The following is a 25,241-nucleotide window of genomic DNA, read 5'->3' as shown; positions in this document are numbered from 1 at the left end:
GCCATAATTGCACCATACGAGACACAGAAGCAGAATCCGATTGGGCGGTGGGAACCAATGACCTGTCCATTGCGTCGATACTAGAATGACACTATTTCGTACCCGCGATGTACAACCTCAGCGACTCATTCGGCGCCACCCCGAACCACACCAACGCCCGTTACGGGGCCTCCGCCTATGGTTGGTCTATTTCATCGCCGATCTTTACAGTTCACCATGGCGACGAACACGACGACTACGACAACTATGCTGGATAATTTCGGCAGCGATTGTGCTAGTCGCCCTTAGTTACATGGCACGATAGAATACGTGGCCTTGTAAAATTCGTTCCATATTGTAGAAACAAGTCCTTCTGAGGAGGAATAATGCTTAAAGGTTTTCGTGATTTCATTATGCGAGGCAATGTCATTGACCTCGCCATTGCCGTTGTGATCGGTTCTGCGTTCACCGCCATCGTGACAGCTTTCACTAAATACATCATTAACCCACTCGTCGCATGCTTCGGCGGAGCCAACACCGACGGTTGGGGCTTCCGGCTCATCAGTGGAAATGAAAAAACTTTCCTCGACTTTGGTTCTGTCCTGACTGCCGTCATTAACTTCCTCATTATTGCGGCCGTGGTCTACTTCATCCTCGTTGTTCCCATGAACAAACTGGAAGAAGTCAGGAAAAAACACATGGGCGTCAAAGAGGACGAGGTCCCCGTCACAGAGAAAGACCTCCTTCTCGAAATCCGCGACCTTCTCGCTGCACAGAATAAAGTAACGACGCCGAGCCAAACACTGGCAACGACGGAACTCTCCGAACCAGAAGGCACCGTTGCTCCAGATTCACCCACACCTGGTAAGCACTCGAAATAACCCCTGAGGGCACTGCCGTTATCCCCAGTGGGGCGGCCGATTTTCCTGCCATTCGCGGCGTGTCATCGCCCCGGTGTCTTGTTGTCCACCGTCGGCCGGCTCACCAGGATGTGCATCTGCGTAGTCATCACGGAGAATTAGCGGCCCTCCGTCACCTACCCCAGTATCATCGAGGGCAGTACCCACTGCCTGATCCTCCACCGTCAGGGACGCCATACGATCATCATGGACCCCTCGACGCGGCTGATCCTCCATCGCGCGAACAGCGTCGACAACACTCTCCAACGCGGATTCACCTGAGCGATCATAATCTGTTGCTGACACCCGTCGCACATGCCTGCGGGAACGCCGAGAAGAAAACATACTATATGGCTCCCCTACTGATCCCACCGGTCCATATCATGGATAACGTGCCTCACCAGTGGCGTCAGTGTAGCCACACCATCACGGATCGCAGCCCGAGAGGACGCTAAATTGACCACCACGGTCGAACCCGAAATTCCCGCTACACCCCGCGACAAGCCGGCATCGGTCGCACCACACGCCAGACCAGACGCCCGTAACGCCTGAGCAATTCCGGGAATTCGCCGATCCAACACAGACTTTGTAGCCTCAGGCGTCTTATCCCGCGGGCCAACGCCAACACCACCAACCGTGACGGCGAGATCAACCCCTCCAATCACGGCGGTCTCCAACGCACCGCGAACCTCTGATTTTCGGCTCGCAACACCAACCACAGCATCCACACCAAAGTGTGCTTCAGCAAGCAACTCCGCCACCAGACCGCCTAGACGATCGGACTCTTCACCAACATTGTCATCGACAATAATGACAAGAGCCCGCGGTACTTGCTCCACTGAATCCTGCGATTCCTCGACAATCTTCGCATGAGCGGCTTCCTCAGCCCGCTCTAGATCCATCAGCACAGCGTCGTCAGGTTCAACGATGACTTCCCCGAGACGATCAACGTCCGCATGATTAATACCACGCAATGATTCAGGCATCTCCCGTGTATCCGATGAGCCTCGAGTCAATCCTTCCCTTCGGCGGGAATCAGCAGATTCGTGTTTACTCATTGGATTCTCTCCTTCTGTGCGACGCCACAACCACTAACGCCAAATCTTCAACACATGGGCACACCGCGAGCACCATACGTCGTCAGGCCACACAGCCTTCAGCACATATGGCTCCGCATGGCGTCGCGCAACCGACTCTGCTATTCACAGTGTGATCGGACCATATACGCGGACTGATGATAAAAACTTGTACAGAACACTTCACCAGTTGACCGAAACCTAGTCAATAGATACCCGGAATCAGTTAGAAATATATGGTGGTGACGTCTCTCAATAAGAGGACCGGTACCGGCCCGCTTACTCGCCCGACGTCTCTTGGGATCTGAGAGTCATCGACACAGTACGAGTACTCTTCCCATTCTGATCGGTGACTTCCATCTTGACGGTATCGCCCACCTTATGCGAGCGAATCGCAGCAATGAGAGAGACCCCGGAGTCAATGGTGCGGTCATCAACTTTAGTAACCACGTCCCCCCGCTTCAGCCCAGCGTTCGCTGCATCGCTATCACCAGGAACATCAACAACGACTGCGCCGTGCACTGTCGATTCTTTCGCAACCTGAATGCCAATCACAGGATGCTTGACTTTGCCATTCTTGATAAGCTGTTCAGCAATATCACGGGCCTGGTTAATCGGGATAGCAAAACCCAAACCGATCGAACCGGACTGCTGAGCCATAGGACCCGAACTCAATGAGGCGATAACGGACGGAATACCAATAAGGTTTCCATCCATATCGACCAACGCGCCACCCGAATTACCCGGATTAATCGCAGCATCAGTCTGAATAGCATCGATGAGCGTGGACTGGTTCGACGACTCCTCCGATGACGCCTGCACCGGGCGGTTTTGGGCTGAAATAATTCCGCTGGTGACCGTAGCATTCAAACCCAAGGGGGACCCAACAGCCACTACACCCTGGCCAACCTGAAGTTTGGACGAATCACCCAACGAGATAGGCGTCAACCCCGAGGCGCCTTTTGCCTTAATCACGGCGATATCCGTTTCGGGATCACGAGCAACGATGTCCGCGTCTAAACTCGAACCATTGGTGAGCGTCACGGAGATTCTTCCGCCCCTGGCTGCGCTAGCGATAACGTGGTTATTCGTGATAATCGTGCCATCTGCGCTAATGATCGATCCAGACCCGGTCCCCCCCGAATTGCCTGCCTGAACCGAGATTGAAACAACGGACGGCAAAACTTTTTGAGCAACGGATTGAACAGACCCGTTAGCTTCGACATTCTTTGTCTTCGCCGGAGTAGCGTTCAGTGTTGACACCGCTGCGTTATTGTTATCCGAGCCTGATTGTTGAGAATCTCGGCCACTGACAACTGCCCCTGTCACCGCTCCCGATGCTACCGCTGCCGCAAGAACAAGCGCGGCAACTGCAGGAGTGCTAAAACGTTTAGTCTTTTGCTGCGCTACGGGCTGCGTGTACTGGACAGCTCCGGTGCCCTGATGCCCGCCACCAGGAAACGTCTCAGAATTCATAACCTGGCCAGAATCACCGATTTGATCCGGCGAAGACGGAGATAAAGCGTCCGATTTATGAACGTCCTGAGTGGGATTAGTGTGGTGTGAATTATTGTGAATGGAATTGTTGGAGGAAGGATCGATTCCCCACGCCGATCGTTGCTTTTCGTCGCTCATGGTCTATAACTCTTACTCATTATGCACGTCACGCGCTTAGAGTCACCTGAAATTTGACTGTGAACCCTCAGCGCCCCTAAATAAAAACCCGCGCTGGAACCAGTGGGACCAACGCGGGATAAACAACTACTCACACAGCCACATATGCGACCAGCATAAATCTATGCCCAGCACATACGTAGTTACGCACGCTCATGTGAGCGTTCACAGATATTAGTCAGTCTCGACCAGGCCGAGCTGTGCGGCCTTCACAAGACGACGCGGTAAACGAGTGGTATTACCGTTCACGCGCACCTCCTGAAGAGGGGCGTTATCAGCCTTCCACTGGGACCGACGAGCGTGAGTGTTAGCACGAGACATACGTCGCTTCGGTACTGCCATGATTTCCTCCTAAACCCTGCCCAATCACATCACGGGCGAGGCAAGATCACTGTGAAAAAAGTGAAATTAAATGGTGACGGATATGCGTCTTACTTCTTCGCGCGACGCAGGCGACTGCCGTAACGGCGCTGGAACTTCTCGACACGGCCAGCGGTATCCATCACGCGCTGAGCACCCGTCCAGAAGGGGTGAGACTCGCTGGTCACATCAACGACGATCAGCGGGTATTCGTTGCCATCTTCCCACTCCACAGTTCGATCTGACGTCGCAGTGGACCGAGTCAAGAACTGGTGGCCGGTGCTGGCATCTTTGAAGACAACCGGGTGGTAATCCGGATGAATATTCTTCTTCATCGTTATCCTTATTACAGAACATGGACAATGCTAGTCTGGCGTGCTGCTTGCGCTGACTTGCTTCGTCACTGACACCACAAACATCGATGCGATGCGCAGGTGACCAACCGCACCCAGTGCGATCGACGACGCTGGCTCAGCGCCTTGCACCGGTCGCGCACTGAGTCCTCGAGTAAAACAACCTTATGCCTAAGCTCAGGAAAGCCTGATAACCAGCAATGTTGCCCCCGAACTCAACGTAACTCTGTAGCCACGCTTACGAAAACGGGAAGAGGGTAACAGTGCGACACGCCTCCGGCGCACATGCATCGGCTCATCATACAGATAGAAACGCCGACTGCGAAATTGCGCTCACCAGGAGCTAAAGGAACTGAGATTTGGGAATCCCCCTCAGGGGCGGTAAGGTGTCAAGACGCTGTTGTCGAAAAGCAAACGTCATCGCCCACTAGCTAGGCATCTTAGCGCTTTAACCTGCATTTTTAGTGTCGAAGAAAAATGTATTCCCCCGTCGAAGGAAATCGGTTGGTGCTTTGCAGACTCAATGGTGGGCGGAAGGAGAAGCCCATGTCGGCATATTGCCAGGTAACGGGGCGGAAGCCGAGCTTCGGTAAGTCCGTCTCGCACTCGCACCGCCGCACGAACCGTCGCTGGAATCCAAATATCCAGCGTCGGTCGTTCTACCTACCCTCTGAAGGACGCACCATTACTTTGAATGTGTCCACCAAGGGTCTGAAAACCATCGATCGCTACGGCATTGAGTCCGTTGTCGCAAAGCTCCGCGCACGTGGGGAGAAGATTTAATGGCACGTAACGATATTCGCCCGATCATCAAGCTGAAGTCCACCGCGGGCACCGGCTACACCTACGTCACCCGCAAGAACAAGCGCAATAACCCGGATCGCATTACTCTGAAGAAATTTGATCCCATCGCGCGCAAGCATGTTGAATTCCGCGAGGAGCGCTAAGAATGGCTAAGAAATCTAAGATTGCGAAGAACGAGCAGCGCAAAGAAATCGTTGCCCGCTACGCTCAGCGTCGCCAGGAACTCAAGGCCATCATCAAGAACCCGGCCACTCCTGACGAGGAGCGCATGGAGGCTCAGTACGAACTGAACCGCCAGCCCCGCGACGCATCGCCGGTTCGTGTTCGCAACCGCGACGCCGCCGACGGCCGCCCCCGCGGCTACCTGCGTAAGTTCGGCCTGTCCCGTGTTCGCGTCCGTGAAATGGCACACCGCGGTGAGCTCCCAGGCGTCCGCAAGTCCAGCTGGTGAGGAGTAGCAGTATGAAACGCAATAACTCTAAGAAGGTTCGGGTTGAGCAGACCCGCCGCCCAAAGAAGAACCCCTTGAAAGCTCGCGGCATCGAGACCGTCGACTACAAGGACATTGAAACCCTTCGCACGTTCATCTCTGAGCGCGGCAAGATCCGTTCACGCCGTGTCACCGGTCTCACCCCGCAGCAACAGCGTCAGGTCGCGACCGCCGTCAAGAACGCACGCGAAATGGCTCTCCTTCCGTTCACCAGCCGCTAACCGGCACCCGCCCGTTGGCCCCCATCCTAGGTAACTCCTCAGGATAACCAACGTGGCCCTCACACAGTCGAGGATCCTCCACAGGCCACGGCCCGTTGAGCCCCGAACAGTGTGAACGTTTGGAAGCGATAACAGCAGGTTTCGACACCCACCGCTCCACGGTTTCGACCGCGGAGCGGTTTCGCATACCTACGAGCAAGCAAAGGTCAACACGTGCCGCACGTTCTCTCCGGATTCGCGACAATCGCCATTGTCATCACAATCGGCTTCGGCGCAGGCAAAGCCGGCCTCCTCGGCCGCCACGCACAGTTCACGCTCCAAATGTTCGCGTACTTCCTCGCGACACCAGCCCTCCTGCTCGACAAGCTCTACACCACCGACCCCCTCAACGTCGTCGGCCCCCAACTCATCGTCGCCTCCGGCTCCGCACTCACCGTCGGCCTTATCTACTTCATCTGGGCACGCACCATCATGCATCGCCCCATCCACGAATCAACCATCGGCAGCCTTGGAAGCTCCTACTGTAATGCCTCCAACCTGGGGATACCGGTCGCCACACACGTCCTCGGCAACAGCGGCGTCATCGTCCCCACCCTCCTCTTCCAAATCGTACTCTATGGCCCACTCGTCCTGGCCGCCCTCGATGTCATCAGCGCCAAAGAATCACACAAGCACAGCACACCTCAACACCTCAACACCCGACGCCTCATCATGACGCCGCTGAAAAACCCTATGCTCCTCGGCGCACTCATCGGCCTCGTCATCTCACTCCTCCACGCCCACGCCGGTGTCACCATCCCGGCGCCCATTGTCGAACCCATTCACCTTATCGGCCAAGCAGCAGTCCCCGTGGCACTCATTGCGTTCGGAATATCTCTCGCCGGACACAAAGTTCTCGACCCCTCCACCTCACCACGCCTCGACATCGGAGTCGTCGCCACCGCCAAAATCCTCGGACAACCACTCGCGGCTTTCCTCATCGCCTACTTCGTGTGCGACATGACCGGACACGCCCTCTTCGCAGCATGCGTCGTGGCCTCGTTACCCACAGCACAAAATGTATACACCTACGCCACCCGATACGGGCGCGGATTAACCCTGGCACGCGACGCAGGGGTCATTACCACCGGAGCCTCCTTCATTATGATTATGGTGCTCGCCACCATCTTCACCTAAGGCTCCCCCACACAAGGCAACACCCAAGACCTCATCCAGCACTCGTGGATCACCAACGACACAGCAACTCTGCGCGTAGTCCCAGAGTCGGTGACAGCAGGTGAATTGACCGTGCATCACACCCCACCGCATCATATATGCCTATAATCGAGTAACCCCCTACACATGGCCAGGACGAATCGAATTCGCCAGATCCTCTACCACTACTGCCATCCATATGATGAATAACAGCACTACAGACACGACGACATCATCACACAACGACCACGAGCCACAACGGCCAGCTCTGTGGGAACGAGGACTAGGCTACTTGTTTGATACATGCGTGGTCGGTATCGCGATAGTACCGATCACCATGGCCGTCACACTCCTCGTCTCCGACAAAGGCGCACAACACTGGACAACCGCAATCATCGGCGGAATCTTATTTTTCTTGTACCGCTTCCTGATGGATGGCCGCACACAAGGAACATTAGGCAAAGCAGTCACCCGCATTACAGTCTGCAACAACAGCGGCACCCACCTCACCCACGCCCAAGCATTGAAGCGAAACGTCTGCTGGCTACCATTCGGCATATTCGCAATCCTGTCAGACCATCACCAGCCGTCGACAATCGGCAGTGTCGCGGTGGGACTACAGCTCCTCCTCGTCTTGTGGCTTCTCGCCATCGCAGTGTCGATCTACCGCAACAACAACGGGCGATCATTCCTCGACCGCTGGGCAGGAGCATATCTCCTCACAACACCGCATGTGCCATAAGGCTTCAGGACCCGGCCCACACACCCGCGGTATGGGAAACAATCTCACCACACGTTCACTAAGGCTACGCCCACAGGGTTAGGGCATCACCTTGGCCACCACCGCCACAGAGGCTGACGCCCGCACGGCCACCACCACGCCGCGACAACTCATGCGCCATGTGAACAACCAACCGAGCTCCCGACGCGCCCACAGGATGACCCAAAGCAATTCCACCACCATGAACGTTCACACGCTCCAGACCCACCCCCAGATCTTTCACAGATTGCGCAACAACGGCAGCAAAAGCCTCATTAATCTCGATAAGGTCAAGATCATCGATTGCCCATCCCGACCGATCAAGCGCAGCTTTCAACGCTCGGGAAGGCTGGGAATGAAGAAGCGACGTGTCCGGCCCGGCCGTCTGCCCATACTCACCGATGGTCGCTAAAATGCGCAAACCTCGCCGCTCAGCATTCTCACGCGTCATCACGACCACCGCCGCCGCACCATCAGATATCTGCGAAGAACTCGCCGCCGTCACCGTGCCGTCCTTCACAAACACCGGGCGAAGGCTCGCTAGTCCCTCCGCCGACACACCCGTACGGATCCCTTCATCCGTACTAACAACAATCGGGTCACCCTTCCGCTGAGGAACCTCGATGGGGACAATCTCCCCCTTAAACAAGCCTTCATCCCGCGCCTTCTCAGCACGCTGGTGAGACAGCGCCGCAATGTGATCCTGCTCCTCACGGGTAATTCCGCGCTCGACATTGCCCCGATCCGTCTCCTCCCCCATCGTTTTGCCACTCACAGCATCATGGAGACCATCACGATTTATTGCATCTACCAACCGCAGATCACCATAGCTTTTACCCTGCCGCACCCCCGCAGCGATATGCGGAGCATGTGTCATCGACTCCATGCCACCAGCAATAACGATGGATGCGTCGCCAACCCGGATCATACGAGTCGCATGAATAATGGCATCCAACCCAGACAGACATACCTTGTTGATAATCTCCGCCGGAACATCCAATGGGATTCCCGATCTCACTGCCACCTGGCGCGCCGGATTCTGCCCCGCCCCCGCCACAATGACCTGACCCAACACAACATAGTCAATATCACTACTGGGCACTCCCGAATCAGCCAGGGCCGACGACACAACCGCAGCACCAAGATCCACCGACGTTTTCGACGCCAATGACCCCAACAATTTACCCTGAGGGGTACGCCGGGCCGCCACAATAACAACATCGTCTGGGCAGGCCTGGGGAGCAGAACCGGGAACAGACATATTTCCTCCACTCTATTTATGCACGACAGATCACATTCACACTAGCCATAAATGACCCGCGTCACTGCAAGTTATCGAGAAAATATATCCTTCACGTCCCCTCAGCAGACTCCCCGGATCTCGCATCTCTCAGACGCACACGAACACACGCACTCCACAGGGCCGCACACCGTAGCTAACTTAGTGGAAGAAATGACGCTCCTTCGTCAGGTACATTGTCACCCCAGCCTGGCGGGCAGCATCGATAACTTCCTCATCACGAATAGAACCCCCTGGCTGCACAACAGCACGGACACCAGCCTCTGCTAAAACACCAAAACCATCAGCGAACGGGAAAAACGCATCAGATGCCGCGACCGCACCACGAGCACGATCAACACCGGCACGCTGCACAGATAACCGTGCAGAATCAACCCGGTTGACCTGACCCATTCCGACACCAACGGTTGCCCCATCCTTGGCCAGCACAATCGCATTGGATTTCACCGCTCGCACGGACCTCCACGCGAAGACCAAATCGGTCAGCGTATCACTATCTGCAGGCTCCCCCGCCACCAATTCCCACGACGCTGGGTCATCACCCGGCGCGTCAAGGATATCTCGCTGCTGAACGAGCACACCACCAGAGATCTCTGTGTACTCACAACCGTCACGCTCAGGCTTCGGAGCCACCAAGACCCGCAGGTTCTTCTTTGTCTTCAGTACCTCGAGGGCGTCGTCGTCGAAAGACGGAGCAATAATGGCCTCGGTGAAAATCTCCTTCACAGCTTCAGCCATCTCCACCGTGACAGGCTGGTTCGCCGCAATAATCCCGCCATAGGCCGACACAGGATCACACGCGTGGGCTTTCCGATGAGCATCCGCCACCGATTCCCGTGAGATAGCAATGCCACACGGATTCGCGTGCTTGATGACGGATACACAGATCTCATCCGGATGATCCCAAACAGCACGCCATGCGGCGTCGCCATCGGTGTAGTTGTTATACGACATTTCTTTTCCATGCAGCTGCTCAGCATGGGCAAGGCCTGGGTGGCCATCCGAATCAATGTAGAGGGCCGCCGCCTGGTGAGGGTTTTCCCCATACCGAAGCGGACGCGACAGGGTATACGTGGCGCCCACGAATTCGCCGAATGTTGTCTTCTGGTTCCCTGTCCCGTCAGACGGGCCGGGGTTCGTGGCATCATCACACGATGTTGCAGCCTGAATCGCCGCTGACTGCTCCGCCATCCACGTGGCCACAGCAACGTCGTAGGAAGCTGTGTGCTGGAAAGCACGAGATGCAAGGTCAATACGCTGCTGTAGTGTGAATCCGCCGGCATGCGCTGCGTGTGTGGCGCGGTCGTAATCATCGGGGTTTACGACCACTGCAACCGACTGGTGGTTTTTCGCCGCGGCTCTCACCATTGATGGTCCACCAATATCGATCTTCTCCACGCAGGCATCACGTTCTGCGCCCGAGGCCACTGTCTCAGAGAACGGGTACAGGTTGACGATAACAAGCTGGAAGCCATCAATCCCCATATCCTGAAGTTGTTTCACATGAACCGGGTTACGCGTATCCGCAAGAATCCCTGCATGAATCTTGGGGTGCAGAGTTTTCACACGCCCATCAAGACACTCCGGAAATCCAGTGAGATTTTCCGCAAGAGTAACAGGTATGCCGGCGTCGGTGATGTGGGCTGCGGTGGAACCCGTGGAGACGATTTCGACGCCATTTGCGTGAAGAGACGCAGCCAGATCTGTCACGCCTGTTTTGTCATAAACGCTGATCAGTGCGCGTGTGATGGGAATACGAGAGGTGGGTGAAGCGGGTGCGGGATGTGCGGATGACATGTCGGTCATGGAAGGAAAGATGCCTTTCGTCCGTCAGAAAAATAATGACGTCGCGCCATCGCATCCGAGGTCGTTACCAGCAGTCGATTCGAGAAAAGGCTGTTTAGCTACCTTGATGCGCCGGTGGACAGTGCTGGGGGTGTTGCCATCAACGATGATGCTCACGAAAACAGCAACATGGTCCAGGATAAGCCCTGCGCTTGCACTGACGTCGACAAGGTGAAGTACCGGCGTCCGGCGGATCGGTTTACTTCGTCGGGGCACCCTCGCCGCCTGCGGTTTCATCCGATGTGCTGTCCTCTGTAGCCCCGCCCCCCGTGGCCGTTCCTGCACGGTCGTCCTCGGTGCTATCGGCCTCGATAGTATTCCTGGCGTCCGACTCATCATCTAATGCTGTGGTGTCTGCCTCAGAGTCAGTGGATTCTCCGTCATCAGTTTCGGTGTCATCAGGCTCGTCTTGGAGGTTGTCGTCGCTGCAATGCTCTTTGGTATCCGTGTCTTTGTCTGCCACCACACCATGATTGGTCTCACTACTGTCGGCGTCGTCCCCGGCATCATCCCCCTCGTTGGGGTTAGCCAGACACTCAGTCTCATTACCATCACCGGGTTCAGGTTCGCTGACGGCGGTGTAGCCAGTCGCTACCGACGAGCGCCTCTCCCGCGCCACCGACCCGTCCTCGGACGCGATATCAGCCTTCTCACCAGCGCCAGAGTGAACTATCCTCTGCTGCGCTAGCCCCCCACCACGGCGAATTCCAGTCACAGCCATCGTGATTAATCCAACACCCAACATCCACGCTGCGGATACACCGCCAACCAGCCATGCTGTCGGGCCAGACCACCCATACGCACCAACAACACCAGAGGTCAGCCACGCAGACACCAATCCAACACTACCGGCTGTGGCTGCTGCGACACCCACGGTTGCATACGGTGACACCACAACGCTGCGCTGATTCAAAAAACGCCGATAGACAAGAATTGCCACCGCAGCAGGAACAAGAAGGCCCAACCACGCACCAGCGAGGACATCACCTGGCATCACAGCCAACACGGGCAACGGTGGCATCTCTGCGCGAGTCGCCGTAAACAAACTCACCTGCGCAGCACCAAAATTAGCTTCTCCACCTGCAAGGACAGCGCCCGAAGCCAATGCCACGTTCGGAAAATACGCCATCCATAACAACGTCAACCCGATCTTCCCCCCAACCCCTGATGCAATCGCATACGCGTCCGTAAAAGCAGACCAATGCGCAATCAGACTAACAACGACAACAACGGCGCCGATCCCCCACATTGCCCCGAGAAACGCCAGCCCAAGCCGAGCAGCGTCCACCGGCCATTGCGGCAAACCATAGAAACGTAACAACGCGCGCCACAACCGCGTCCCCAATCCAAAGATGATCGCAAGCGCATTTATTGCCATCGTCGAAAGTACTGACGCCCACACCGACGGAACCTGCACAGGAAGCATGGACTGGGCGTTCCATATAATCGCTAGCGCGGTTAACGTGACGAGCACGGGAACGACCAGCGAACACGTCACAAGCATCCGCACATCACTCACGCTGATTCGTTCGCGCACCACTGACCGGATGCGCACCGCTATCCATGCTGCATACGCTAGTACTGGACATAGAGGTAGAAGCCCAAGTTCCGCCCCTGACATCGACAGTGGAGCTGTGTTACAGGACAGCCATAAGGAACCGATCGTTGCCGGTGCAGCAATGAACGACACATCCAGGCTCAATAAGATAATGAGTGCAACGGCAACCATGACACCAATGACAGCAACATGGGTGGCAATGACGCCCGGCAAGAATTTTCTCAGCCGAATACTAAACGACCCTCCAGCGGCTCCCCGTGCCGAGGCATTACTGTTATTCCAACGCCGCGCCCATCGACGCGTCGACGTGCTCTCATTGTGTGCGGCTGAACCTCCGCTACGTGGCCCGCGGTGCCCACGCACTGCCCGAGCCTGCGGACGCTGCTCGCGAACATACTGGTCAGGTGACCGGGGAGCTTGGTGCGCCCGAGAATCTCCAGCAGTGGAACGCGGACGTGAAGGATCACGGCGTGAGATGTCATCAAAGGAGTGACCGCCAAACCCGGTGTCCGATTTCCGTGGTACTGATCCCGAGCCCGGTGAGGGTGGGACAGGCTCATTGCCGCGCACCGTAGCCGGGGGTTCCCCTGCGACACGTTGCGTATCCGTACCGCGGGACCGACGACCACTAACGCGTGATCGCCCGTCCCCTGGGCGTCGAGAATTCGATGGGGTGGTATTTCTCACTTCTCTATCCTGACACCTTCCGCGCATGAGTCGCATGAGGCACTCCGTAATTGACCGGCGTTGACGTAAAAAGTCCAGGCCAGCTGAAACAACTGTAGTCCTCTGTGACGGATGTGCCCACCCCGAACGATTCATACCTCCCGCGAGGGTGCCCCTTCGAGGCTGAATCGTGACTAAAAACTCAAAAATTTATAAAGAAATTGGGCACATCAGCTTGCTGCGAAGCAACCCGTTCGTTACTATTTCGTCCGGAGATTACAAAACGATTACGCTAACCTGTTAAATCAGTTAAGCATCACGGTCACAAGGAAACACAAGGTTGCCAGCCGAGCGCGCGGCCCGGCTGGCTGACATTTTTGCTGGAAAGGGGTACACGTGCAGACGAATCGGGGCAGCGACTACGTTGGAACGCATCGTCGCCAGGCGACCCCTAAGGCTAGGCGAGTAGCATCGGTCGCCGTTGCCGCGGGAGCACTGAGCACCACCGGCGCCATTGGCGCTGGGGCGGCAACTCTCGGCCATAGCAATGGTGTTCGTTTAGTAGCTGACGCCGATGCGGCACCAGTGGAAACCGCTGCTGAATCATCACCTCAGATTCTTCAGCTTCCCCAAACGAAGCCTGTTGCTAATTTCCGTGACCAGATCGCAAAAACTGTTGAATTCAACAAGCAGCGTGTCGCTGCTGATGCCGCTGCACGGAAGCCTGAGCCCAAGGCACAGTTCGTCTCAGCCAGTTTGAATAATTTTGGTGTGGTGAGGCCCGCACATGGCACTCTCACCACCGGCTTCGAGATGCGGTGGGGTTCGTTCCACAAGGGCATTGATATCGCTAATGCGCTCGGCACCCCTGAGTACGCTGTGATGGATTCCACTGTTATCTCTGCTGGGCCCGCGTCCGGGTTCGGCCAGTGGGTACGCCTACGTGCCGACGATGGCACTGTCTTCGTCTACGGACACATGGAAACCATCAACGTATCCGTTGGGCAACGTGTGAAGGCTGGCGATGTTATCGCGGGGATGGGTTCACGCGGTTTTTCCACCGGATCACATTGCCACTTCGAGGTCCATTTGAATGGCAGCCAACCGATCGATCCGCTTCCGTGGCTGGCTGCGCACGGTATTGACCTCGGGCCAATTCAGCGATAATCCTCTTTTTTTAGAGTTTCTCCATAGGAACGTTTCCGACCAGCATCAGGCGAATCGTGCCTTCTTTTCCGAAGTTGATAACCACAGTGGTGTGTTTTCCTAACCCTGAGATAGCTTCCACGGTTCCCAAACCATACTTATCGTGGTTAACATGGTCCCCCACTTCTAAATGAAGCGTAGCTGCAGAAGTCCCAGCGCGGCGTTCTGCCGAAACCCGGCCACCGCTGCGTCTACTGGTTCGACGCGTACGAGCGTCATCACACAAGGAATCCGACACGTTAGACTGCGAACCGCGATAGCTAGAGTGTCCACGGGGATATGATTCACTCGGCCATCCGAGAGACCAATCACCACTGCCCCACCCCAGTTCGGGCTCCTCCCGTTCCCAATGGATGAGGTCGTTGGGAATTTCTGAAATGAATCGCGATGCCGGGTTGTTCACCGGCTTTCCCCAGGATCCCCTGGTCACTGCGCGGGAAATATATAGACGACGCTGTGCGCGAGTGATACCAACGTAGGCCAACCGCCTCTCTTCCGATAGCTCTGATGGGTCGCCAAGGGCTCTCATATGCGGGAGCTGTCCGTCTTCCCATCCAGTTACAAAGACGACCGGGAATTCCAGGCCCTTTGCTGTATGAAGGGTCATGAGGGTAATGACCCCCTGGTCTTCGTCGGGTATCTGGTCGGCATCGGCGACGAGTGATACACGTTCAAGGAATGCTTGGAGGCTTCCCAGTGCTGGTTCCTCGTCCTCGAGGAATTCATTGCTGCGTGCATCGTCGTGGTTGAGATCATTGTGGTGATCAGTGTTCATGTCCGGTGTATGTGCTGGTGGCATGTTATCGAATGTGGTGGCTGCTGCCGGCATGTGTCGATACGCCAATTGGTGCGCGGCTTCAGATGCGAACTCGCGTGCCACAGACGCTAACTCCTGGAGGTTATCTAGCCGCGCGCCATCCTGTGGGTCGTCCGACCCCTGGAGACTGTCACGGTAACCACTACGTTCGACGACTTCGTTGACGATGGCACCAAGATCTGGGACGCCCACATTGTCACCGTTCTTTGAGGACAGTGACATGTCCGCGATACTGTCGCGAAGTCCATCCACCATGTCGACGAATGCGCTGACTGCTTTAGTGCCCCGAGTTCCTAATGCGGGAATGCCGCCGTCTGCTCCCGCCCGCAGTGCCTGTCTGATGCTGACATTGTTGTCTTCTGCATACAACGACAACAATGACAGTGCTCGGTGACCAATACCACGTCGTGGTGTGTTGATGATTCGTTGGATACTCACCGTATCGTCGGGGTTGTCTAGTATTTTCAGGTACGCAATGATGTCCCGGATCTCTTTTCTGTCATAGAACCGGGTACCGCCGACGACTTTGTATGGAAGTTTGTTTCGAATGAATATATCTTCCACAGCACGGGACGCGCTATTCGTGCGGTAGAAGACAGCAATATCACCGTATTTTACTGAAGAATTTCCGACGAGACGCTCAATTTCACGGGCGATAAATCGAGCCTCATCATGTTCATTGTCTGCAACGTACCCGGTGATGGGCTCGCCATCACCTCGAGCTGTCCACAGGTTTTTCTCACGTCGACCGGCGTTTTGCGAGATCACAGCGTTCGCAGCAGAGAGGATCGTTTGGGTAGACCGATAATTTTGCTCTAACAGGATCGTTTCTGCGTGAGGGTAATCACGTTCAAATTCTTCGATGTTGCGGATTGTCGCCCCGCGGAATGCGTACACAGATTGGTCGGCATCGCCAACGACGCACAATTCACTCGGCGCCGTACTGTCTTCACCTGTATTGAGGTTGCCGACAAGAGTAGATACCAAGACGTATTGGGCATGGTTGGTGTCCTGGTATTCGTCGACCAGCACGTGTCGGAAGCGTCGCCGGTAGTATGCTGCAACATCCGGGAATTCGCGGAAAATACGGACGACCTCGACAATAAGGTCATCGAAATCAACCGCATTCGATGCGCGGAGCCGTTTTTGATATTCGTCATATATCGTTGCGATCGTTTCGTTAAACGAATTCTTCTCATCGACAGCATCGACGAGGGCGTCATTGGGTGTGCACAATTCATTTTTCAGATGTGAAATTGCTGAGGCTACCGTTCGTGCACTAAACCGCTTGAGATCTAGATTCATGTCCCGAACAATCATCGTGAGTAATCGTCGGGAATCATCACTGTCATAAATAGTGAAGTTTGTGTTTAACCCAGGAATGAGACTTGCTTGTGAGCGAAGGATCCGCACACACATGGAGTGAAAAGTGGATACCCACATGCGGTCAGCGACTGGACCGATAAGACTTGCAACTCGTTCGCGCATTTCTGTGGCGGCTTTATTGGTGAAGGTGATGGCCATGATGCTCCACGGCGCGATCCTGCGGACACCGATGAGATAGGCGATTCTCCGCGTGAGGACCGCGGTCTTTCCTGACCCTGCCCCGGCGACGACAAGTAATGGGGACCCACTATGTTCGACAGCCTGCCGTTGTTGGGGGTTGAGCCCGTTAAGCAGCTGTTCTGGGGTGAGCGGTTCGCCATCTGGGATGTGGGACGGAAGGCTGTGTTTCATAGTGTGGTTCTCCCTTTTACCTCTTACCTCACGCACCGCCTGTATCGATGACGAGGACGCAGTTCGTGCAGTTGTTCGTGCTTGCACTCCAACCTACAACGCGGGTATGACACAATGAGATCTATGTCCGAGTCTCGCGATTCGTTACCTGCATCGAACGAGGTCACTAGTGGGACTAGTGACCCATTATCGAATGACCACATCCAGGAGTTGCGGAAAGAAATTAATCAGCTGGATGAGGCAATTATCTCCGCTATCCGACGGAGGACGGAGATCTCCCATCGTATTGGGCAGTCACGTATGGGATCTGGCGGGACTCGTTTGGTTCATGCTCGGGAAGTCGCCATCATTAATAAGTTTCGCGAGGCGCTTGGTGCGGAGGGGCCTGCGATTGCATCGGCGCTGCTCCGGATGGGTCGGGGCCGACTCGGTTGAGTCTCTTCGGTTCACATTTGGGTGAGGTCATTGAGCTGATTGGGCGGGGTATTGCCTTGTCAGGGCTACTATAGCTACAGGAGCGCACTGTCTCGGATTGTGCCACGGTTATCGTCATACGAAGGATTTTTCATGAATTCACCATTGTCAGATATCACCGCCACCGACGAATGGTCCCGGTTGAAGGACCACGCAAAGTCAATCCGGTCGACGACTCTGCGGGACTTGTTTGCTGCTGACCCACACCGTGCGGAAAAGTTAAGTTTTTCTGCCGCTGACCTGCACGTTGACGTGTCCAAAAATCTTATTGACGACGTAACGCTGAGCTCGCTGATCGCTCTGGCTAGGAAGGCCGATGTGGAGGGTCGCCGTGATGCGATGGTGAAGGGTCTGCATATCAACTCCACGGAGGATCGCGCTGTTCTTCATACAGCTTTGCGCCTTCCTGTGGAGGAATCGTTGCACGTGGATGGGCAAAATGTGGCCGCTGATGTCCATGACGTGTTGTCCCGGATGCGTGATTTCGCGCATGCGTTGCGTTCTGGTGATTGGCTGGGAGTATCTGGTCACACAATTAAGACTGTGGTGAATATCGGTATTGGTGGGTCTGATCTTGGTCCTGCGATGGCGACACAGGCTCTGCGCAGCTACGCGACGGCGGGAATATCGGGACGTTTCATCTCGAATGTTGATCCGGCAGATTTCACGGGGAAGGTAGCGGATTTAGATCCGGCTGAGACGTTGTTTGTCATTGCATCGAAGACGTTTACCACTCAAGAAACGCTGGCGAATGCGCATGCTGCCCGGCGGTGGTTCTTGGATGGTCTTCATGTGAAGGACGGTACCGATGAGGCACGTGCTGCTATTGCCAAACATTTCGTTGCGGTGTCGACGAATGCGGAAAAGGTTGCAGAATTCGGCATTGATACTGCGAATATGTTTGGTTTTTGGGATTGGGTAGGTGGCCGTTACTCGGTGGATTCGGCGATTGGTTTATCGCTGATGGCGGTGGTTGGCCCTCAAAATTTTATGAGTTTCTTGGAGGGTTTCCGCGCGGTTGATGAGCACTTCTGTACCGCTCCTTTGGAGAAGAACGTTCCTGTTCTGATGGGTCTTTTGGGGATTTGGTATGGCGATTTCTTGGGGGCTCAATCTCATGCTGTGCTGCCCTATTCGGAGGATTTGGGGCGGTTCCCTGCCTATCTGCAGCAGTTAACGATGGAGTCGAATGGGAAGTCTGTTCATGCGGATGGCACTCCGGTGACAGTACCGACCGGCGAGATTTATTGGGGGGAGCCGGGCACGAACGGCCAGCATGCGTTTTTCCAGTTGTTGCATCAGGGGACGCATCTGGTGCCAGCTGATTTCATTGGTTTTGCTCGGCCGAATGATGACCTCGCCACTGCTGATGGAACGGGCAGTATGCACGATCTGCTCATGTCGAATTTCTTCGCGCAGACGAAGGTCTTGGCGTTTGGCAAGTCTGCGGAGGAGATTGCGTCGGAGGGAGTTGATCGGGAGATTGTTCCTCACAAGGTGATGCCGGGTAATCGTCCGACGACGACGATTCTGGCGCCTGCGCTTACTCCATCGGCGCTGGGGCAGCTTATCGCGTTGTATGAGCACATTGTGTTCACGCAGGGGGCAATTTGGTCCATTAATTCGTTTGATCAGTGGGGTGTGGAGCTGGGGAAGAAGCAGGCCGGTGAGCTTCTTCCTGCGGTTACTGGGGAGATGGCGGTGGACACTGGTGATGGAAGTACAGATTCCCTTATCTCCTGGTATCGAGAGAACAGATCGTAGATTCCGTGTTGTCATAAGCTACGGCTAAGCTATGTGAGCACCTGGTTAGGTTGTTACCTAACCCGTCTGTGATGATCTATTGACCTGTCACTGGCGTTCACACTCTACTGATTTTTGCGCGAACTTATGACTGTTTCTCATTCACCGGCGGATTCCGGAATGACGGTGTCTGCTGATGGTTCCTCCCGCCCATGCGGCGGCAGGGCTGGTATGCGGCTGCATGTGCGCCGAATAGCCGGTCTTTTTGTTCTTGTTGTTCTTCTAGCACTGTGTCTGTGCGGTGCAATGGCATTGGGGTCTCGTGATATCCCACTCACCACAGTGTGGGATGTTGTCAGCCATTTGGGATCCTCGTCTGAGCTTTCAGACAAGGACACCGACACCCAAGTCATTCTTGACCTGCGGATTCCACGGGCACTACTTGGCGTCATTGTGGGAATGGCGCTTGGCTGTGCCGGTGCACTGATTCAGGGGCACACCCGCAACCCGTTAGCAGACCCGGGCATTTTGGGCGTATCAGCTGGTGCGGCATGTGCCGTGGTGGCTAGTTTCGCGTTTTTGGGTGTGACGGGAAATATTGCAACGATGCTGTGGGCTTTTGGCGGTGCGATTGGGGCTACTGCGTTGGTGTTTGGTTTGGCGTCAGTGGGTAAGGCGACGGCGAGTCCGCTGAATTTAGTTCTTGGCGGCGCTGCCTTAGCTGCTGTGTTGTCCTCTCTCACCAGCGCCTTGGTGCTGACCGATAACGAGAATCTGGATCGTATGCGATTTTGGACTGTAGGAGCGATCGCGGGTCGCGATATGGATATTGTCGTGATCTCGGCGCCGGTGGTTGCCATAGCCCTTGTCGCAGCATTTGCTACTGGCCCCACATTGAATCTGCTTAATTTGGGTGATGACGCGGCGGCATCGTTGGGTGTTCATATCGAGCGCTCACGGATTATGGGGGTCGTCCTGATCGCTCTGTTGGCGGGAGCCGCTACGGCGGCGGCGGGGCCTCTTGGTTTTGTCGGCTTGGTTGTTCCGCATGTGGTTCGTTCGATCACGGGCCCAGATTATCGGTGGATTTTGCCGTATTCAGCGTTGACGGGAGCTGTGTTGGTCCTCGTTGCTGATATTGTCGGCCGGCTGATTGCGCGCCCAGGTGAGGTGGAAGTGGGCATTGTGTTGGCTTTCGTGGGAGCTCCGTTCTTTATCTACCTCATTAGCCGTAACAAGGTGGTGGAAGTATGACGGGGATGAGAGCGCGTATGGGTCATGTGCTGGGTCGCCGATCTGCTTTTCGGTGGGGACCAGTGTCGGGTGTCGTTTCGCCCCGACCGTTGCTGGTGTGTGCTGTGCTTGTTGTGGCTGGGGTGTTCCTTTTTGCTGTGGCTATTGGCATTGGTGATTTCCCCATTGCTCCGTTGGACGTTTTGTCTGTGGTGTTCACTGGTGGAGGCACGCGTCTTGAGCAGTTGGTTGTATTTGAATGGCGGATGCCTCGCGCGTTATCGGCAGTAATGGTGGGTGCTGCGCTGGCACTGTCGGGGGCGTTGACACAGTCGGTCACGCGTAACGCGTTGGCGAGTCCTGATTTGTTGGGCGTCACATCGGGTGCATCTGCAGGTGCGGTGACGGTCATTGTGTTGGGGTCTGGCACTGGCTTTGCTGGTTGGCTCGCGGGTGCTGGTATTCCCGCGGCTGCGCTGATGGGGGCGTTCGGTACAGCGATGGTGATGTGGCTGATTGGTTTTCGGGGCCGTCAGATGGATATTTACCGCGTGGTTTTGTTGGGCATTGTGGTAACCGCGTTACTCACGTCGTATATCCATTTCCTCATGATTCGCGCTGAGCGGAGTGATGCAGCTCATGCGAAGTTCTGGTTGACAGGGTCACTGTCGGCTGTGTCATGGGAGCGTGTGCGGCCACTGATGGTTGTTCTGGCTGTGTGTGTCGTGTTGTGTGTGTGGATTTCCTTTGAGCTTCGCGCGTCTGAGCTTGGCCCGGACGTGGCGTCGTCATTGGGTCAGTCGAGGCGACTGGTGGAATCAGCGATTCTGGCCATGTCTGTGGTGTTGGCTGCGTGTGCAGTGTCAGCAGGTGGTCCGATCGGGTTTGTGGCTTTTGTTGCGCCTCAGGTTGCCATGCGTCTTGCGGGGACGACATCTCCCCCGTTGTTCACGTCGTTGCTTACGGGGTCCGTGCTCTTACTCGTGGCAGATATTGCCACTCAAACGGTACTTCCTACGGAGCTTCCGGTCGGTTTGATCACCTCAGCTGTTGGTGGTGTTTTCCTTATTTATCTTCTTGTTCGCACGTCACGAAAGGCGACGATATGAGCAACTCTACGATCTCATCGTCCATTGCCGCATCGGGTTCCGTACCGGCGCAGTCAGCGGGAGTTCCCGCGGCGACGAACACTGTGTCGGCAGGAGCGATCACGCTGTCTGGGTTGAGTGTGTCGTATGGGGATCGCACCATTATCCCTCATTTAGACGCTTCTATCCCCGGTGGTGCGGTGACGACGATCATTGGGCCCAATGGCTGTGGGAAATCCACGATGTTGCGGGCAGCTGCGCAGTTGATTACGTCATCGGGGTCTATTTTTCTTGACGATGTTGATGTCAGGTCGCTGCGTCGCAAGGAGTTAGCGCGGCGGATTGGTGTGTTACCGCAGTCGCCGGTGGCTCCGCCGGGGGTTGTGGTGAGTGACTTGGTGGCGCGTGGTCGGCATCCGCATCAGTCATGGTTTAGGCAGTGGTCGTCGGATGATGAGGAGGAGGTAGCGCGGGCGTTAGAGCTTACTCATGTTGCGGAGTTGGCGGATCGTCCTGTGGCGTCGCTTTCTGGTGGGCAGCGTCAACGTGTGTGGATTTCCATGGTGTTGGCTCAGGATACTGAGGTGTTGTTCTTGGATGAGCCGACGACGTATCTGGATCTTTCGCATTCGATTGAGGTGCTGAATTTGGTGACCGAGCTCAAGCACCGGTTGGGCCGGACTATAGTGATGGTTTTGCATGATTTGAATTTGGCGGCGCGGTATTCGGATCATGTGATCGTGATGGCGGAGGGGAAGGTGACGGCGGCTGGGAAGCCGTCTGAGGTTCTCACTGAGGAGTTGTTGCAGTCCTCGTTTGGACTTGATGCGACGGTTATCGATGATCCCGAGTGCGCTTGGTCGCCGTTAATTGTTCCTCGCAAGCCAGCGGTGTTGGGTTCAGGTGGTACTCCCCCGCGTCCTTTGGTGGAGGTCGTCCCCGGTGAAAGGCTAGAGTCGTTGACGTGAGTGCTTACGTTGACGATGCCACCCTTGCCCTCCGCCTTGCGACGGGAACTAGTGAGATTCTCAAGGGAGTCCGTTCCGTTGGTTTACTCGATGGCCCTGGGCTTGGTACCGCGGGTGATGATTTGGCCCAGTCTTGGATTGAGCGTGTGTTGTCACGTCATCGTCCTCACGATGGTTTTTTGTCCGAGGAAGCTGCTGATGACTTAGAGCGCTTGAATAAGAATCGGGTGTGGATTGTTGATCCGCTCGATGGTACGAAGGAGTTTGCGAGTGGGCGCCAGGACTGGGCTGTTCATGTCGCACTTGTTGAAAATGGGGTCCCCACGCATGCGGCAGTGGGGCTTCCCGATGCTGGCCAGGTGTTCCATACGGGTTCAGCGAAAGCGGTGATGGGGCCGCGGGCGAATAAAATCGTGGTGTCACATAATCGGCAGCCTGAGGTTGCTCAGACGGTGGCCGATAGGTTGGACAGTGACATTGTCCGTATGGGTTCTGCTGGTGCGAAGGCGATGCATGTGTTGCTGGGTGATTATGACGCTTATATTCACGCTGGTGGGCAGTATGAGTGGGATTCTGCAGCACCTATCGGTGTGTGCACGGACGCTGGGCTTCATTGTTCTCGTCTTGATGGGTCGCCGTTGCGTTACAACAACGAGGATGTTTATCTCCCCGATGTTGTTATTTGTCGTCCTGAGGTAAAGGATACGATTCTCGCGGCGGCTGCGGATTTCAAGAAGCGCCATGGCCACTACTAACTTTTCCTGTGTCTATGGGGTAGCGTGTTGTGTGTCCTGTGGTGGCGCCAGGCGTCGTGCTGCTGTGTAGGCCATCACGCCAAAAAGCGCTACGATGGCTGGCATGTCTGCGAGCTCATGTTCTGATATCCCAACGCCATATGAGGATCTTCTTCGTGAGATCTTGGCTGATGGTAGTCACCGGGGTGACCGTACGGGCACGGGCACGACAAGTCTGTTTGGTCAGCAGATGCGCTTCGATCTTTCTCGGTATTTCCCGCTGATCACAACAAAAAAGGTGTTTATGCGGGGGCTGTCGGAGGAGTTGTTTTGGTTTCTCCGGGGCGAATCCAACATTGGCTCGTTGCTCGACAAAAATGTGCATATTTGGGATGAGTGGGCCGATTCTGATGGGAATCTTGGCCCCATTTATGGTGTTCAGTGGCGTTCGTGGCCGACGGCTGATGGTGGAACGATCGATCAGATTTCTCAAGCGCTGGATATGATTAAGAATAATCCAACGTCTCGGCGGATTCTTGTCTCGGCCTGGAATGTGGCAGATGTTCCGAGTATGGCGTTGCCGCCTTGCCATCTTCTTTTTCAGTTTTATGTTGCCGATGGGAGGTTGTCCTGTCAGCTGTATCAGCGTAGTGCTGATATGTTCTTGGGAGTTCCCTTCAATATTGCTTCGTATGCACTGTTGACCCATATGATGGCTCAACAAGCGGGGCTCGGTGTTGGTGAATTCATCTGGACAGGTGGGGATTGCCATATTTATGACAACCACCGGGAGCAGGTCGATCTTCAATTGTCTCGGGATCCGCGTCCATATCCGACGTTGTCGCTGACGCGGGCGGCGGATCTTTTCTCGTACTCGTGGGACAACGTGGATATTCTGAACTATGACCCGCACCCGACGATCACGGCACCGGTCGCGGTGTAGAAGACTGTAACGGACAGGCGGTGAGCTTGGTGTCTACATCATCCGATTCTTGTCAGTTCAATCACCGAGCGGTTTTGCCCGAGGATCCGCTCATTGGTGTTATATGGGCGTCGGATAGGGATGGTGTTATCGGCGATGGTCGGCGGATGCCGTGGCATGTGCCCGAGGATATGGCCCATTTTAAGCATTTGACCTGGGGTGTTCCTGTCATCATGGGGAGTGCGACGTGGTCAAGTATTCCGTCACGTTTCAGGCCGCTTCCTGGCCGCCCCAATATTGTTCTTTCTCGTCGATGGGGTGATGATGATGTTCCTGAGAATGTCGCGCTTCATCGTTCGTTAGAGTCAGCACTTGATACTGTCCCTCGCCCGGGTTTTTCCCGGCGCGTCGCACCTGAAAATGTTGATGCTTGGATCATTGGTGGTGGTGAGGTCTACCGTGAGGCGCTTGTTCGGTCAGATGTCCGGCTTGCTGTGCTGACGGAGATCGATGCTTCGGTTGGCCGCTATTTCGAGACTCCTGTGACGGCTCGGCTGCCAGAGGGATGGGTTCCTTCATCACGCACTGAGTGGAAGACATCACATGATGCGGAGATCGTTGGTGGGCATGTTCCATCGGAGGAGGTGTCTCCGCTTCGTTACCGGTTTTGCTTCTTTAGCAAATAGTGTGTCCTGTTGATGTGAGCTTGGTGCGCTGTTCTCCATGGGGTGGTGTGGTGCTTGTGGGTTCGGGTGTTGTCAAAGTTCTGAATGTGGTGTTCGTTGTGTGGGGCTATAGTGGTGTCACTATGAGTGATGTTATTCAGAAAAATAATCCTTCCGGTGGTGACATCGTGGCGACCGTGTATTACGCACCATGGTGTCCGTTCTGTAAGAAACTCTTAGAGAACTTGGATCGCACTGATACTCCTTATTCTCTGATCGACGTTGATCAGTCTGATGAGGCTAGCAGGTGGGTGGAGAGCGTCAACGATGGGAATCGTATTGTGCCAACGGTGCGGTTTTCTGATGGTTCTACAGCGACGAATCCGTCGGCGGGCGAGGTTCGTCGCACCATTGATGAGCTCTCTGCGTAGTTGGTGTCGGTAGAATATCCACGCACGACTGTTGTATAACGACA

The 25,241-nt window shown here is 55.4% G+C and carries 28 protein-coding genes; 18 read left to right on the top strand and 10 right to left on the bottom strand.

All coding sequences use genetic code 11. The features are described 5' to 3' along the window. Positions 1-107 precede the first annotated feature (107 nt). Positions 108-257, top strand: coding sequence for a hypothetical protein (locus tag V5S80_RS04150; protein WP_395169516.1), 150 nt, complete (start codon positions 108-110; stop codon positions 255-257). Between the two features lie 108 nt (positions 258-365). Beyond that, the gene (gene mscL, locus V5S80_RS04145) at positions 366-860 is read left to right on the top strand and encodes a large-conductance mechanosensitive channel protein MscL (protein WP_395169515.1); all 495 of its coding nucleotides are present in this window, start codon (positions 366-368) and stop codon (positions 858-860) included. An 18-nt stretch (positions 861-878) separates the two neighbouring features. Here mscL and V5S80_RS04140 read toward each other — a convergent pair whose 3' ends face one another. The 5 genes from V5S80_RS04140 to V5S80_RS04120 all read right to left on the bottom strand — a co-directional run bounded on the left by V5S80_RS04140 (position 879) and on the right by V5S80_RS04120 (position 4,323). Continuing rightward, positions 879-1,223, bottom strand: coding sequence for a hypothetical protein (locus V5S80_RS04140; RefSeq protein ID WP_395169514.1), 345 nt, complete (start codon positions 1,221-1,223; stop codon positions 879-881). A gap of 14 nt (positions 1,224-1,237) precedes the next feature. Beyond that, positions 1,238-1,936 carry a molybdenum cofactor biosynthesis protein B gene (locus V5S80_RS04135; protein ID WP_395169513.1) on the bottom strand — a complete coding sequence of 233 codons (699 nt, stop codon included), beginning with the start codon at positions 1,934-1,936 and terminating at the stop codon, positions 1,238-1,240. A gap of 297 nt (positions 1,937-2,233) precedes the next feature. Then, a complete protein-coding gene (locus V5S80_RS04130) occupies positions 2,234-3,589 on the bottom strand; it encodes a S1C family serine protease (protein ID WP_395169512.1) in 1,356 nt (451 codons plus the stop codon). A gap of 213 nt (positions 3,590-3,802) precedes the next feature. After that, entirely contained in the window at positions 3,803-3,970 is a 168-nt protein-coding gene (gene rpmF / locus V5S80_RS04125) for a 50S ribosomal protein L32 (RefSeq protein WP_395169511.1), read from the bottom strand. A gap of 89 nt (positions 3,971-4,059) precedes the next feature. Continuing rightward, positions 4,060-4,323 (bottom strand): type B 50S ribosomal protein L31, encoded by a 264-nt coding sequence (locus V5S80_RS04120; RefSeq protein WP_395169510.1) that lies wholly within the window; start codon positions 4,321-4,323, stop codon positions 4,060-4,062. 564 nt (positions 4,324-4,887) lie between these two features. Here V5S80_RS04120 and rpmB point away from each other — a divergent pair. The 6 genes from rpmB to V5S80_RS04090 all read left to right on the top strand — a co-directional run bounded on the left by rpmB (position 4,888) and on the right by V5S80_RS04090 (position 7,792). Further along, positions 4,888-5,124: a 50S ribosomal protein L28 gene (gene rpmB, locus V5S80_RS04115; RefSeq protein ID WP_012731145.1), complete on the top strand. Its 237-nt coding sequence runs from the start codon at positions 4,888-4,890 to the stop codon at positions 5,122-5,124. Next, positions 5,124-5,288, top strand: coding sequence for a 50S ribosomal protein L33 (gene rpmG, locus V5S80_RS04110; protein WP_005279910.1), 165 nt, complete (start codon positions 5,124-5,126; stop codon positions 5,286-5,288). The genes rpmB and rpmG overlap by 1 nt, the downstream gene beginning before the upstream one ends. 2 nt (positions 5,289-5,290) lie before the next feature. Further along, on the top strand, positions 5,291-5,596 hold the full coding sequence (gene rpsN / locus V5S80_RS04105) for a 30S ribosomal protein S14 (RefSeq protein WP_395169509.1): 306 nt from the start codon (positions 5,291-5,293) through the stop codon (positions 5,594-5,596). 11 nt (positions 5,597-5,607) lie between these two features. Further along, positions 5,608-5,856 carry a 30S ribosomal protein S18 gene (gene rpsR, locus V5S80_RS04100; protein WP_395169508.1) on the top strand — a complete coding sequence of 83 codons (249 nt, stop codon included), beginning with the start codon at positions 5,608-5,610 and terminating at the stop codon, positions 5,854-5,856. A gap of 213 nt (positions 5,857-6,069) precedes the next feature. Next, entirely contained in the window at positions 6,070-7,032 is a 963-nt protein-coding gene (locus V5S80_RS04095) for an AEC family transporter (protein WP_395169507.1), read from the top strand. A 220-nt stretch (positions 7,033-7,252) separates the two neighbouring features. Continuing rightward, positions 7,253-7,792 carry an RDD family protein gene (locus tag V5S80_RS04090; RefSeq protein WP_395169506.1) on the top strand — a complete coding sequence of 180 codons (540 nt, stop codon included), beginning with the start codon at positions 7,253-7,255 and terminating at the stop codon, positions 7,790-7,792. Between the two features lie 64 nt (positions 7,793-7,856). On the opposite strand, the gene V5S80_RS04085 is transcribed toward V5S80_RS04090, so the two are convergent. The 4 genes from V5S80_RS04085 to V5S80_RS04070 all read right to left on the bottom strand — a co-directional run bounded on the left by V5S80_RS04085 (position 7,857) and on the right by V5S80_RS04070 (position 13,200). Beyond that, the gene (locus V5S80_RS04085) at positions 7,857-9,071 is read right to left on the bottom strand and encodes an acetyl-CoA C-acetyltransferase (RefSeq protein WP_395169505.1); all 1,215 of its coding nucleotides are present in this window, start codon (positions 9,069-9,071) and stop codon (positions 7,857-7,859) included. Between the two features lie 180 nt (positions 9,072-9,251). Further along, on the bottom strand, positions 9,252-10,916 hold the full coding sequence (gene purH, locus V5S80_RS04080; RefSeq protein WP_395169504.1) for a bifunctional phosphoribosylaminoimidazolecarboxamide formyltransferase/IMP cyclohydrolase: 1,665 nt from the start codon (positions 10,914-10,916) through the stop codon (positions 9,252-9,254). A gap of 24 nt (positions 10,917-10,940) precedes the next feature. Beyond that, positions 10,941-11,171, bottom strand: a complete 231-nt coding sequence (locus V5S80_RS04075) for a hypothetical protein (protein WP_395169503.1) — start codon at positions 11,169-11,171, stop codon at positions 10,941-10,943. After that, positions 11,155-13,200: a DUF6350 family protein gene (locus V5S80_RS04070; RefSeq protein ID WP_395169502.1), complete on the bottom strand. Its 2,046-nt coding sequence runs from the start codon at positions 13,198-13,200 to the stop codon at positions 11,155-11,157. Before V5S80_RS04070 ends, V5S80_RS04075 begins: the two co-directional genes overlap by 17 nt. A 375-nt stretch (positions 13,201-13,575) precedes the next feature. On the opposite strand from V5S80_RS04070, the gene V5S80_RS04065 reads away from it, so the two are divergent. Next, complete coding sequence (locus tag V5S80_RS04065) at positions 13,576-14,346, top strand: M23 family metallopeptidase (RefSeq protein WP_395169501.1); 771 nt, start codon at positions 13,576-13,578, stop codon at positions 14,344-14,346. Between the two features lie 10 nt (positions 14,347-14,356). On the opposite strand, the gene V5S80_RS04060 is transcribed toward V5S80_RS04065, so the two are convergent. Beyond that, positions 14,357-16,939: a UvrD-helicase domain-containing protein gene (locus V5S80_RS04060; protein ID WP_395169500.1), complete on the bottom strand. Its 2,583-nt coding sequence runs from the start codon at positions 16,937-16,939 to the stop codon at positions 14,357-14,359. Positions 16,940-17,062: 123 nt separating this feature from the next. Here V5S80_RS04060 and V5S80_RS04055 point away from each other — a divergent pair, with 123 nt between their 5' ends. The 9 genes from V5S80_RS04055 to V5S80_RS04015 all read left to right on the top strand — a co-directional run bounded on the left by V5S80_RS04055 (position 17,063) and on the right by V5S80_RS04015 (position 25,197). Continuing rightward, a complete protein-coding gene (locus V5S80_RS04055) occupies positions 17,063-17,374 on the top strand; it encodes a chorismate mutase (protein WP_395169499.1) in 312 nt (103 codons plus the stop codon). A 132-nt stretch (positions 17,375-17,506) separates the two neighbouring features. Then, the gene (gene pgi, locus V5S80_RS04050) at positions 17,507-19,177 is read left to right on the top strand and encodes a glucose-6-phosphate isomerase (RefSeq protein ID WP_395169498.1); all 1,671 of its coding nucleotides are present in this window, start codon (positions 17,507-17,509) and stop codon (positions 19,175-19,177) included. A gap of 210 nt (positions 19,178-19,387) precedes the next feature. Next, on the top strand, positions 19,388-20,410 hold the full coding sequence (locus V5S80_RS04045) for a FecCD family ABC transporter permease (RefSeq protein ID WP_395169678.1): 1,023 nt from the start codon (positions 19,388-19,390) through the stop codon (positions 20,408-20,410). Beyond that, positions 20,407-21,498 (top strand): FecCD family ABC transporter permease, encoded by a 1,092-nt coding sequence (locus tag V5S80_RS04040; protein ID WP_395169497.1) that lies wholly within the window; start codon positions 20,407-20,409, stop codon positions 21,496-21,498. The genes V5S80_RS04045 and V5S80_RS04040 overlap by 4 nt, the downstream gene beginning before the upstream one ends. Continuing rightward, positions 21,495-22,445, top strand: a complete 951-nt coding sequence (locus V5S80_RS04035) for an ABC transporter ATP-binding protein (RefSeq protein WP_395169496.1) — start codon at positions 21,495-21,497, stop codon at positions 22,443-22,445. The genes V5S80_RS04040 and V5S80_RS04035 overlap by 4 nt, the downstream gene beginning before the upstream one ends. Then, complete coding sequence (locus V5S80_RS04030) at positions 22,442-23,200, top strand: 3'(2'),5'-bisphosphate nucleotidase CysQ (RefSeq protein ID WP_395169495.1); 759 nt, start codon at positions 22,442-22,444, stop codon at positions 23,198-23,200. The genes V5S80_RS04035 and V5S80_RS04030 overlap by 4 nt, the downstream gene beginning before the upstream one ends. A 94-nt stretch (positions 23,201-23,294) precedes the next feature. Beyond that, complete coding sequence (locus tag V5S80_RS04025; protein ID WP_395169494.1) at positions 23,295-24,122, top strand: thymidylate synthase; 828 nt, start codon at positions 23,295-23,297, stop codon at positions 24,120-24,122. Between the two features lie 29 nt (positions 24,123-24,151). Then, positions 24,152-24,787, top strand: a complete 636-nt coding sequence (locus V5S80_RS04020; protein WP_395169493.1) for a dihydrofolate reductase — start codon at positions 24,152-24,154, stop codon at positions 24,785-24,787. Positions 24,788-24,909: 122 nt separating this feature from the next. Continuing rightward, positions 24,910-25,197 (top strand): mycoredoxin, encoded by a 288-nt coding sequence (locus V5S80_RS04015; RefSeq protein WP_395169492.1) that lies wholly within the window; start codon positions 24,910-24,912, stop codon positions 25,195-25,197. Positions 25,198-25,241 lie beyond the last annotated feature (44 nt).

Source organism: Corynebacterium sp. PCR 32, from assembly GCF_037464985.1.
In the GTDB taxonomy this organism is placed as follows: domain Bacteria; phylum Actinomycetota; class Actinomycetes; order Mycobacteriales; family Mycobacteriaceae; genus Corynebacterium; species Corynebacterium kroppenstedtii_D.
Note: the sequence above shows the minus strand (reverse complement) of the source record. Positions and strands in the feature narration are given on the sequence as shown.